A 12,199-nucleotide genomic window follows, 5' to 3' on the forward strand; every position below is an offset into this window, starting at 1 on the left:
GGCAACCAGTCTTGTCGACCTTCATGCGACGTACCGGCCACATTTCCGCACTCCTGTGCTTCGCGCTGCCGCTTCCTTTGGCCGCGCAGGATCTCGACCGCGAGGCGGACGGCGACGAAATCGTCCGCGAGGCGGACGGTAAAGAGATCGTCGTGCTGGGTACCCGAGGCATGCAGCCCGACCGGACATTGTCATCCGATATTTCGACCGAACGCATGTCGCCGTCCAGCCGGTCGCTCGAACGCGACCTGTTAAGCGCGGCGGGAACGTACCGGTTGTCGGATGCTCTCGAACTGGTCAGCGGCGTGAGCAACCAGAACAATCGTGGTGGCTTCCTCGACAATTTTGCCATTCGCGGGTTTCTCGGCACGCCCGATGGCGGCGCGGAATATTATGTCGACGGCTTCCTGGCGAACCGGGGCCTCGGCCCGCCCCGCGATCCCGCGACGACCGAGCGGATCGAGGTGCTGAAGGGCCCGGCGGGCGCGCTGTTCGGCGACATCGATCCCGGTGGCCGGGTCAACATCGTCAGCAAGACGCCGCGCTTCACCCCGAGGGCGACCGCGACGCTGACCTATGGCTCGTTCGATACGCGGCGTGCCGAACTGGATGTGACCGGTCCGCTATCGAGCACGCTCGCGGCGCGGATCGTGGTTGCAGCCGAGAACAGTGACGGCTGGCGCGATTTCGTCACGTTGCGCCGCCGGGTGGTAAGCCCATCGCTGACCTGGGCGCCGCGCGATGGCATCCGGCTTACCTATGTCGGCGAGATCACGCAGTTCGATGCACCGTTCGACCGCGGTATTCCGGCGATCGGCGGCGACGCGAACGCGCTGCCCCGATCGCGTTTCTATGGCGAGCCCTCCGATGGCACGACGCGGTTTCGCAATATCCGGCATCAACTGTCCGGCCAGATTGCCGTCACCGACCGGATCACCCTGAACGGCGGTATCGCGCGACGCACGGGATCGCTGCGGGGATTCTCGTCCGACCAGTCCCGTCTGGTCGCAGGGGACACGCTGTGGCGTCAGCGCCGGGCGCGCGATTACACGGTCGAGGATCTCTCGGCACGGCTCGAACTGACAGGCGAATTCGGCGCGCACCGGGCCAGCGTCGGGATGAAAGGCTATACGCTCGACTATCACGAAGGCCTGCTCCGCAGGAACCCGACCGCCGCTGCGCCGCACGCGATCAATGTCTTCGCGCCGCTCTATGGCGGCCAGGCGCTGCCCCTGCTGCCGTTCACCGACAATGACGAGACGCGTCGCGTGGGCACGCTCTACATCCAGGACATGTGGGACGTGACGCAGCGGCTGACGCTCACCGGTGGCGTGCGGTTCGACGCCTATCGCCAACAGGTCCGCAACAACCGCACGGGGCAGACCGGCCGGAGCATCGACGAGCCCGTCCATGTCCGGTTCGGCGGACGCTATGCGATCGACGAGCGGTTCGCGGTCCATGCCAATTGGGGAGAAAGCTTCCTGCTCAACTCGGGGACAGGGCGCGACGGTCAGGGCTTCGCCCCCGAACGCGGCAAAGGCTATGAGCTCGGCATTACCGTGGCGTTTCCCGGTCTCGATATCGCGGTGACCGGATTCGACATCGCCAAGCGCGATATCCTGACGAACGACCCGGTCGATCCGAACTTCCTGGCGCCGGTTGGGTCGCTGACCAGCCGCGGGATCGAGTTCGACGCATCATTGCGGATAGCCGCCCGCTGGCAACTGGTCGCCAACTATGCCTGGACTCATGCGCGGACCGACGATCGCAGCTTTGCCACCGATCGCGTACTCAACGTACCCGAGCACGCCGCCACGCTGTTCGTCCTCGGCCGGTTTCTCGACCCCGGCGGCCGCGGTGCGTCTATCAGCGCTGGCGCCAGCTATGTCGGCGCCCGCGCGGGCGCGATCGACACCAGCGGCCTCGTCCTGCCGCGCTATCTCAAGGCGAAGGCCGCGGTCGACTATGCCTTCTCGCCGACGCTCGCCGCACGTCTCGAAGCCGATAATCTGTTCGACGCCCGGTATGCGCAAAGCTCGTACAGTCCGGTCTGGGTCTTCCCCGGCGCGCCGCGCACCGTGCGGATGTCGGTTCGCCTGAGCTATTGAGGGTTCGGCTCTCCGCCAAGCCCTGAACTATTCGCGCGGCGGCGGGCCCGATTCCAAAAAAAGGGCGCCCCGCGAACGGAACGCCCCAGGCGCAGGAGATTGCCCCGCCGTTCGGCGAGTCCGATCGCGCCTATTTGAACGAGGCGCGGATCGAGAAGGTGAAGCGGCTGTCGTTGATGAACCAGTTGCGCGGACGCGTCAGCAGGTCGTCGTTGATCACATAGGAGGTGCGCGTGACCGACTTGGTCAGGTTCACGCCCTGGAAACCCATCCGGATCGACGGTGTCACCGCATAGAAGATCGACGCATCGAGCTGGCCATAGGATTCCGCATAGACCGGCGAGAACGGCGTGATGACGTCGCGGATCGTCAACAGGTTGCGCGATCGCCAGTTATACGCCGCACGAAGCTCCAGCCCGTTGCGCTGATAGAATGGCCCAATGTTGAACTGGTATTTCGACAGCCCCTGCAACGGCAATTTGCTGGTATCGACCGACGAGATGATCCCGGCGGCAACGTTCGGATCGTTCGGGTCGAGCTGTTGCTGCGACACGCCGGTCGAGTGGACATAGGTAAAGTTGGCCGACAAGCCGAGCCCGCTCAGGACCGACGGCAGGAAGCCATAGGTCTGCTGATACCCGACTTCGAAGCCGCGCACCTTGCCGGTCTCGGTCGAGTTCAGCGGCGTGGTGACGATCGCGTCGAACGTCGAGCCATTGTTGGTGAAGCTCAATCGCTGCGTACCGACCGACTGGACGCCGTACAGGTTCTTGGCGAACGCGGAGAAGGTCAGCTGACCGACGCTCGAGAAATACCATTCCGCGGTCAGATCGTAATTGTCGGCGCGCACCGGTTTCAGGTTCGGATTGCCGACGTCGAAGATCGCGACCGGACCGCCGTTAAAGAGGATCGTCTGGTCGCTGGTGTTCAGGCCGATATTGTAGAACGAGCGCGTCAGGCCGAATTCGGGCGGCGCGACGCTCTTGTTGAACGCGGCGCGGAACTGGAGACCACCGCCGACCGCGAGCTTGGCGTTGAAGCTGGGCAGGAAATAATCATAGGTCAGCTTGGCGTCGTTGGCGACGAGCGCGCCGTTCTGGAACGCCGCGGCGGCGGCACGCGTGGCGTCCGGCAAGGCGCAGAACCGCGAGATCGCCGAGCCATCGGTTGGCGCCACGCAGTTGAACGACTGGTTGGGGAACGCGAAGAAGCCCGACGAGGTCCGCTCGGTCCTGGTGTAGCGCACACCGACATTGCCGCTGACGTTCCAGCCGTTCGACAGGTCGTTGCCGAACCGGACCGCGACATAGGCGGCGTTGTTGCGCTCGGTGACCGGGTTGACCTCGCCGGGACGGAACGGTGTTCCCGCGATGACGCCGGAGCGCTGCGCGAGCGGCACCCAGCCGTCGGCGCCCGAGTTGGTCGACGTGAAGTTGCGCCACTCGCGGGCGATCTGGCTGATCTGCTGTACCGCGCTGCCGTAATCCTGCAGCTGGTTGCCCGGGAAGAACACCCGCCCGCCGTTCGACGGATCATTGGCCTGACCCCGGAAGAAATTGTCGTATAGGAACGCCTGTTGCGGGCCCGGCGTGCCGACATCGCGGGTGGTCGGATTGCCGTCGATCGGGCGATCGAACCACACCGGTCCGCCAGCCGCACCGGCACCTGCGCCGCTGCCGTCGCCACCGCCCCAGATCTCGCTCAGCACACCCCAGTTATAGGCGGTCGAGCGCGCTTCGTTCTGACGATCCGAGAACCGGTAGCCGGCACGGACCGAGGTCAGCCAACTCTCCTCCGGGAAGGAATAGTCCAGATCGATACGCGCGGCGTCCTCGTTGCCTGCGCTGTCCTCGATGTGATCCATCGCCGAGCGGTAGAAGCTGTTATACGGATCGAGATAGCTCGGATGCGCTGCGTTCTGATAGTTGTTCGGCGTGTTCGCGACCGGCACGAAGTTCACATAGGCGGGATCGTTGCCGTTCAGGCGGATGTCCGCATTCTGGTAGGTCGTGCCCCAGACCGTCAGATCGGTCACCGTCACCTTCGACCAGACATGCTGGTAATCGACCGTCACGCCAAGCCGCGTGGTCGGCTGCCATTTGAAGTTAAAGCTTGCGTCGTTGGTGATGAAGCGCCCGGTATTGCCGCGGGCGATGTTGTTACTCTGCAGGCCGTTGGTCGGCGTGCGCATGTCGGTGCCTTGGTCGGCGCGATACCCGTTCGGGCCGGTGATCAGACCGCTGGTGAACGCATTGTCGTCGTCGAACGTGAAGCTGGTGCCGGGATAGGGCTGAGAATCGCCTGCCGACAGAACATTGTCGGTCGCGACCTCGATCGAGTTCTCGGTCCAGGCCTCACGCGAGTCGGACCGCAGGAACTGCGCGGTCGCGTTCATCGTCCCGTCGTTGCTGCGCCACTGCCCCGCGGCCGAAAAGCCGTAGCGCGTGCGGTTAAATTCCTGGCTGCGCACGGCGGCGCCACGCGGCACATAGAAAAGACCGTCGCCCGCAACCGTCGATCCGTCGGTCCGCGTGATCAGGTTGTTCGCGGCATTATACTGGTTGAGCTGATAATAGGCGCCATCGGTGCCACGCGGCCGCTCGCCCCAGTTCGAAATCTGAACGCTGTCGGCACGGCTGCGCACCTGAGAGCGGACGAAGCTGCCGAGCAGGCCGAACTGGCCGATCCCCGTCTCCCAGCGATCGCTGAGCAGGACCGATACGGTCGGCGCCGACTTCTTGACGAAGTCGCCATAATTGTTCTCGAGCGTGCCGCCGAGCGTGAATCCCGTCGAATCGAACGGCAGCCGGGTGCGCAGGTTGACCGTGCCAGCGATGCCGCCTTCGATCATGTCCGCGGATGGGCTCTTGAACACGTCGACACCGCCGAGCAGTTCGGACGGCACGTCGGCAAACGACAGGCCGCGACCATTGTTCGCGCTGAACGAATCGCGACCATTGATCTCGGAGCGAGTGTAGGTCAGTCCGCGGACGACGACGCCCGAACCTTCGGTCGAGAAGTGATCGGGATCGGCCCCTGCCGCAAAACGGCTGATCGAGACGCCGGGAACGCGCTGCAACGCCTCAGTCACCGAGCGATCCGGCAGCGCACCGATGTCCTCTGCCGAGATCGAGTCGACGACGACTTCGGAATTCTTCTTGATCGCCTGCGCGGTCTGCAGACTGCGACGGATGCCGGTGACGACGACGTCCTGTGTCGCGGCTTCCTGCTGCGGGGTCGCCGTGGACTGCTCCGCCTTAGTCACGTCGGCACCGCCGGACGGTACTTGTGCATTGGCAGACGGCTGCGATCCGGTTGCGGCCGAGGGCTGTGCCGCGGCGGCGCGATCAGAAGGTGCGGTACGCTGTAGCGCGTTAGGAGTCGGCGTGCTCTGCGACGCGGGCGCGTCACCCGCAGCGTCGACCGACTGCGCCATCGCCGCGTACGGCAAAGCGGCCAGACACACCGCAAAAAGCGACACGCCACTCTTCAGCGCCGCACCGCGAACAAACGACTGCGTATTGCCAGACTCTCGCTGCATGATGCCCTGCATCCCCTCTTCCCTGATAGCGCTATCATTTGTGAATTGCGCGCTTTGACAAGGCACTTGGTAGCGCGCACGTGAGCGGACAGCTAGTGCGAAAATGCAACAGATCGCCACAATTGTTACATTGTTTGTAACGGTACCACGTAGCGGGCAATACCTTGGATTAAGCCAATCAAATATACGATAACAGGCGGCGTACGATCTTATTTATACGATATAGGCGAATAGTTCGGGCGGATTTGGTGAGTCCGCCAACCCGCGCTAACATCGATTAAGGGCGACACTATCTCAGGCCGCGGACGCGCCCGGCATTACGGTATCGGGGATAATTGGAGATCGGGTATTGACCAGATCGGCCTTACCACCGGCATAAGGCGTGTTGCGCCGCCCATCATAGATACGCCCTCCCCGAGGATAGCATGAGCTCCAATCCATCACCCGACAGATCCGAAACTGCGCGGGGCATGACCGTCGTCATCGTCGGTGGTGGCACTGCTGGGTGGATGGCCGCCGTCGCATTCGGCCGATTGCTCGTCCCGGCCGGTGGCCGCGTCACGTTGGTCGAGTCGGACACGATCGCAACCGTCGGCGTCGGCGAAGCGACGATCCCGCCGATCCGCACTTTTCACGCCATGCTTGGGATCGATGAAGACGCGTTCCTGGCTGCGACCGGTGGCAGCTACAAGCTCGGCATCCGGTTCGAAGGCTGGTCGCATCCGACTGAGAGCTACGTCCACCCATTCGGCCAGATCGGCACCGAGATCGCCGGCCTGTCGTTCGCCGCGCAATGGCTCCGTGCCCGGCAGGCGGGCGAGGCCGAGGACCTGGGCCAATATTCGCTGGAAGCACGCGCAGCCGAAACCGGACGGTTCTCTAAGCCGATCGCCAACGGCGACTCACCGCTGTCGCGCATCGGTTACGCCTATCACTTCGACGCCGCGCGTTATGCCGACTTCCTCCGCAAGCAAGCTGAAACACACGGCGTCGTCCGCTGCGAAGGCATGGTGGTGCGTGTCGAACAGGGCCCGGCGGGCATCGCCGCGGTTCACCTGGCCGACGGGACGCGGATCGCAGGCGACCTGTTCATCGACTGTAGCGGCTTCCGTGCATTGCTGATCGAGGGTGCGCTGGCCGCGGGCTGGGAAGATTGGTCGTCATGGCTGCCGTGCGACCGTGCGGTCGCGGTGCCCTCGTCCGCCGACGCCGCCCCATTGCCGCTGACCCGGGCGATCGCGCAACCCGCCGGATGGCGCTGGCGCATCCCGCTGCGCCACCGCACCGGCAACGGTCACGTCTTTTCGAGCCGCTACATGAGCGAGGATGAGGCGACCGCATGTCTGCTGGACAGGATCGAGGGCGAGGCGTTGGCTGATCCGCGCGTGATCCGCTTCGCGACCGGGCACCGCCGTCGATTCTGGTCGGGCAATTGCGTTGCGCTGGGGCTCGCCGCGGGATTCATGGAACCGCTCGAATCGACCAGCATCCATCTGGTGCAAAGTGGGCTCCAGCATCTGTTGCGGATGCTGCCGGGTACGGGTGTCGCGTCGTCGGTCGTGATCGAGCGCTATAACCGCGTGATGACCGCGGAGTTCGTCCGCATCCGCGACTTCCTCGTCGCGCATTATCATCTCAACGCGCGACCCGAACACTTCTGGCGCGACCGGGCAGCGGCACCGATTCCCGAGGGCCTTGCCGAAAAACTCGCGATGTTTCGGGATGGCGGGCGCATCTTCCGCGAACCCGACGAACTGTTCAACGAGACGAGCTGGCTTGCGTTGTTGATCGGGCAGAACGCCGTCGTCGATGGTCACGACCCGCTTTGTGCGGCGCTGCCGATCGCGCGTGCGGCGCACCGTATTGCGCAGATCGAGCAAGTCGTCACCGCCTCATTGGCGCATATGCCGCCGCATGCCGACGCGCTGGCGCGGCTCGAACGCGGCTGAGCAAAGCCGCACCGCGCCCGAACCCGTATCGATCGGGCCCGTATCGCCCGAACCCGTATCGCCCGAACCCGTATCGATCAGCGGCGCTGGAGCGACTTGAGCAGATAGTTGCGGAGGCGTTCGGTGCGCTCGTCGCTTGCCGGCCCGAGTACACCGCGCGCCGCCATCGGCAGATGATCGGCCGCCGCCGCCGCGTCGTCGCCGAACACGTAATGGTCGAACCACGCCCGCCAGCCGGCTTTCTCCGCCGCAGGCCGATCGCGTACCGCCATCAGCGCATGCACGACCGCGTTGAAGGCCGAAACGGTCGGATCGAACGACCACCAATAATTACACAGCACGTTGAGCGTACCGAACGCCTGGACATGATGCCACCAGATCGCGGGCATGAAGATCGCGTCGCCCGGCCCCAGATCGGCGACCAGCGCGTGGCCGAGCGCCTCGGCATAGCGCGGATAGCGATCGAAATCGGGCGCCAGAGGATCGACCATGCTCGCCGGTGGCCCCGCCAGCGTGCGGTCGAGCGGTCCGATATACAGATTGCCGACCTGATCGGGTGGAAACAGCGTGAAGCGACGCTGACCGGCGACGACGCAGGCGAGATTGGTCGACCCGTCATAATGCGTTGCGGTCTGCGTCCCGTTGCCGATCCACAGCCTTGGCACGGCGCCGCCCATCGGCAGGTCGAGCGGGTTCGCCGCGGACCATCCGGGCAGGTGCTCGGGCGCGGTCGCGGCGTTGGCATAAAGGATATGCCGCGCGTTTTCGGGGAGCGCCGACAGGCGGAGCAGCTCGTTGAGTAGCGCGCCGAGCGACGCCTTTTCACGGTGGAAGTTGAAGCCTTCGAGCTGGTCGCCGCGGTAGAAGAAGCGGCCGCCGAACTCCGGTCCGCCGATCAGCACTTCCATCGGCTGGCCGCCATTGCCGAGTCCCGCCAGATAGGCCGCAATCGCACGATCGCCGTCGAGCCCCGCGCGCACGCTCGCCCAGTGCGAAACCTGCCCGCGCAAGACGATCGGGGTCGAGCTGGTCGCGACTTCGGCAGCGAACGTCGCGGCATCGACTGCGGCGCGTTCCTCGACGCGCGCATCGGTGGCGGCGGGATGATCGATCTTCATGCCGCTTGATACCGCAACCGCGATCGGCTTGCTACTTTCACCGCGCGTCCAACCACTTGCGATACCGTGACGCGCATCGTTAGTGATGCGGCGAACGACGATGACCATGGAGTGGACGATGATGCGGTGGCGGACGGCGCTGATACTGGCGTCCATGAGTGTCGTCGCGGCCAAGGGGCCTGGCGCCGCCGCGGCGCAGCGGGACGTCGCGCGGACCGGCGGTGCGGGGCGCATGTCGACCGATCGTCAGGACCGGCCGGCGCAGGCCGCCGCGGCACTTCGACCCCACCATCGCGAATCGCGTCCGGCGATCGCCCTGACGTTCGACGATATTCCCGCGCACGGTCCCCTGCCTGCCGGTACGACACGGGTAGACGTCATCCGCGATCTCGTGCGCGCGCTGGGCGCGGCGAACGCGCCGGCTTTCGGCTTTTTCAACGGCGGCTTCGGGACCGACGACCCGGCCGGCTCGGCCAAGGCGGTCGCGGCTTGGCGCTCGGCCGGCCTGCCGCTCGGCAACCATAGCTATTCGCACGCCAATCTCGACGACATCGGCGCGGCCGCCTTTTCCGCCGATATCGCTCGTAACGAAGCGCCGCTCACCGCTGCTGTACGAGGGGCCGTACAAGCGGCTGCACGGGGAGCTATACAGGAGTCGGACTGGCACTGGTTTCGCTACCCCTTCCTGGCGGAAGGCAAGACGCCCGCGACACGCGATGCCGCCCGTGCAAGCCTCAGGGCGAAGGGCTACCGGGTCGCTGCCGTGACGATGAGTTTCGACGATTATAAATGGAATCCGCCCTATGCCGGGTGCAATATCGGTCGGGACGCCGATGCGGTTCGTCGCCTCGAGGACAGCTTTCTGGCCGATGCCCGTGCCGCGGCGATCGCCTCCCGCGCGCGCGCAAAGGCGCAGCTCGGCCGCGACATTCCCTATGTCCTTCTGCTTCATGTCGGTGCGTTCGATGCGCGCATGATGCCGCGCCTCCTGGCCCTGTACCAAGCCATGGGCTTTCGGTTTGTGACGCTCGGAGAGGCCGAGGCCGATCCCTATTATGCCGCCGCGCTCGACCTGTCGCGACCAGGGCCAACGCCCTCGCTGGCCGGGCCACCCACGGTCCCTGCGCTCGCTGGGCCACCCGCCGTGACGTGCGGTTGATCGTATCCACGTCCCAGAGCGCCGCAAGACGGCCGACGGGATCGGACACCGCGGTGCATGCGTTTGATCGCGCTGGACGTGCCGCGTGGTGCGCCCGCCTGCCTCTCCGGTGCGATGCCCAGTCCATGTCGATGTTTCGAGTCCCGCAATTGCTGGCCCTCGCCCTGCTGACCGCGATACCGCTACCCGCGGCAGCGCAGGTTCCGACGATCGTTCCGCCGCCCGTTACGCGCGGGGTCACGCAGCCGGCTGGACCGCGCATCCAGTTGCCGGTCGACGCGTTGATGCAGGATGCCGGCCAATATGCGCGCGCGTTCGGCGTCACGCTCGACGAGGCGATGCACCGGTTGCGCGCCCAGGCGGACAGCGTCGCGGTGACCGATCGCCTGCGCGAGACCTACCTCGACCGCTGGGCGGGTATCGCGATCGATCATAGTCCGACCTATCGGATCGTCATCCTGCTGACCGGCACCGCCCCTGTTCCGGACCAGTCGGTCATGGCCGGCGGGATGGTCGTCCCGATCGTGTTTCGCACCGGCGCGGCGATGAACCGCACGGGCATGCTGGCGATCATCGCCACGTATCAGGCGCGGATCCGCGCGGCCTTGCCACATCCGCCCGGCCTTGGGATCGACCCGCGGACGGGCGCGCTGCTGGTCATGATCAGCGGCCGCGACGCCGAACTCGATCGAGACGGCGCGTTGCAGGCTGAGATCGAGACGATGACCGGCGTGCCCGTCCGGATCGAGGCTATCGACCGTACGACCAACGACCAGACGGACGCGCTGCCGTCTCAGACCCAGGCCGCTCCCGATCTGCCCGCGCCGATCCCGGATATCGTTCCGCCACCCGCGCCGATGCCCCCGGCGCCGTCGGTCGAGGGCGGCGCGCGGGTCGTGGGGACGGTCGTTGGCAAGCGTTATGCCTGCACGACTGGGTTCGTCGTCACCGACGGATCGCGCTCCGGCATCGCCACCGCCGCGCATTGTCCCGACGCGCTGACCTATGTCGACGCGCGCCAAGGCAACGTCCCGCTCGACTTTGTCGGGCAATGGGGCTGGGGCTATCAAGACGTGCAGGTGAACACGATCGCCGCCGGCGCGCCGCTCCCCGCGTTATTTTATGCCGACACCGCGAAGACGCTGACCCGCTCCGTCTCGACCTGGCGCAACCGCGAGAGCACGCGTGCAGGGGATTTCGTCTGCCACCGCGGCGAACGAACCGGGTATAGTTGCGCGCTGGTCGCGATGGTCGATTTCGCACCGGCGGGCGATCTGTGCGGCGGCGCGTGCCTGCCGACCTGGATCGCGGTCGAAGGCCCGACCTGCAAGGCCGGCGACAGCGGCGCGCCGGTGTTCGACGGTAATGTTGCGCTCGGTCTCGTGAAGGGCGGAACGTACCGGCGCGATGGCGCGTGCCTGTTCTATTACTACATGTCGACCGACTATCTGCCGCCGGGCTGGTCGCTGGCCTACGCCGCCACGAACCCCGCCCCGGTCACGCCTTGAGGTTGCACGGACACCGCTTGCGCTACCCGATCGGCAATTGACGCGTTACGCCCCGATATGACCGACACGCCGCCCGCAATTCCCGCCGCCACATTGGTCGTGTTCCGCGACGCCGGCGACGGACCGCCGGAACTCCTGTTCGTCGAACGCGCCAAGGCGATGGCGTTCGCAGGCGGCGCGCTGGTCTTTCCCGGCGGGCGAGTCGATCCCGGCGATCATGCGCTGGCCGCGGTACTCGGGACGGGAGACGCCGAAAGCGCGGCACGGATCGCCGCCGTACGCGAGACGATCGAGGAAGCCGGTCTGCCGATCGGGCTATCGCCGATGCCCTCCCCGACCGCGTTCGCCCGCATGCGCGCGGCGCTCCACGCCGGGACCGCGTTCGGCGAGGCGTTGACGGACGCCGCCGTCGGTCTCGATCTGGATGCGCTGGAATATTTCGCGCGCTGGCGACCGGCGCATGCGCATGCCCGGATCTTCGATACGCGCTTCTACCTGGCGCGGTTGCCGGCGGGCGCCCCCGAAGCGCAGGTCGATGCGACGGAGAATGTCCGGCTGTTCTGGGCAACGGCGGCCGACGTGCTGGCGGAAGCCGATGCGGGGCGCGCGACGATCATTTTTCCGACGCGGCGCAATCTCGAACGGCTGACACAGTTCGCCGACTTTGCTGCCGCCGTGGAGCACGCGCGCGCGCATCCGGTGCGGACCGTGACGCCGTGGACCGAAACGCGCGACGGCGTCGAACATCTCTGTATCCCGCACGATCTCGGCTATCCGATCACCTCGGAGCCGATATCGGACGCGGTGCGCGGCTGA

General features: G+C 65.9%; 7 protein-coding genes. 5 read left to right on the forward strand and 2 right to left on the reverse strand.

Annotation, left to right across the window (positions count from 1 at the left end):
- The first annotated feature begins 23 nt into the window (after nt 1-23).
- Nucleotides 24-2,108: a TonB-dependent siderophore receptor gene (locus C8J46_RS14160; protein ID WP_132740855.1), complete on the forward strand. Its 2,085-nt coding sequence runs from the start codon at nt 24-26 to the stop codon at nt 2,106-2,108.
- Nucleotides 2,109-2,238: 130 nt separating this feature from the next.
- On the opposite strand, the gene C8J46_RS14165 is transcribed toward C8J46_RS14160, so the two are convergent.
- Nucleotides 2,239-5,661 carry a TonB-dependent receptor gene (locus C8J46_RS14165; RefSeq protein ID WP_132740379.1) on the reverse strand — a complete coding sequence of 1,141 codons (3,423 nt, stop codon included), beginning with the start codon at nt 5,659-5,661 and terminating at the stop codon, nt 2,239-2,241.
- Nucleotides 5,662-6,119: 458 nt separating this feature from the next.
- Between C8J46_RS14165 and C8J46_RS14170 the strand changes: the two genes are divergently transcribed.
- Entirely contained in the window at nt 6,120-7,598 is a 1,479-nt protein-coding gene (locus tag C8J46_RS14170) for a tryptophan halogenase family protein (RefSeq protein ID WP_132740382.1), read from the forward strand.
- A gap of 77 nt (nt 7,599-7,675) precedes the next feature.
- Here the strand turns inward: C8J46_RS14170 and C8J46_RS14175 are convergent, their stop codons facing one another.
- A complete protein-coding gene (locus C8J46_RS14175) occupies nt 7,676-8,872 on the reverse strand; it encodes a cupin-like domain-containing protein (RefSeq protein WP_243643399.1) in 1,197 nt (398 codons plus the stop codon).
- On the opposite strand from C8J46_RS14175, the gene C8J46_RS14180 reads away from it, so the two are divergent.
- The 3 genes from C8J46_RS14180 (at nt 8,871) to C8J46_RS14190 (ending at nt 12,199) form a co-directional block, all read left to right on the forward strand.
- Nucleotides 8,871-9,875 (forward strand): polysaccharide deacetylase family protein, encoded by a 1,005-nt coding sequence (locus tag C8J46_RS14180; protein WP_243643400.1) that lies wholly within the window; start codon nt 8,871-8,873, stop codon nt 9,873-9,875. The genes C8J46_RS14175 and C8J46_RS14180 overlap by 2 nt on opposite strands.
- 125 nt (nt 9,876-10,000) lie before the next feature.
- The gene (locus C8J46_RS14185; RefSeq protein WP_243643401.1) at nt 10,001-11,383 is read left to right on the forward strand and encodes a S1 family peptidase; all 1,383 of its coding nucleotides are present in this window, start codon (nt 10,001-10,003) and stop codon (nt 11,381-11,383) included.
- A 57-nt stretch (nt 11,384-11,440) separates the two neighbouring features.
- Nucleotides 11,441-12,199: an NUDIX domain-containing protein gene (locus C8J46_RS14190; protein ID WP_132740388.1), complete on the forward strand. Its 759-nt coding sequence runs from the start codon at nt 11,441-11,443 to the stop codon at nt 12,197-12,199.

It is taken from the genome of Sphingomonas sp. PP-F2F-A104-K0414 (genome assembly GCF_004340945.1).
In the GTDB taxonomy this organism is placed as follows: Bacteria; Pseudomonadota; Alphaproteobacteria; order Sphingomonadales; family Sphingomonadaceae; genus Sphingomonas.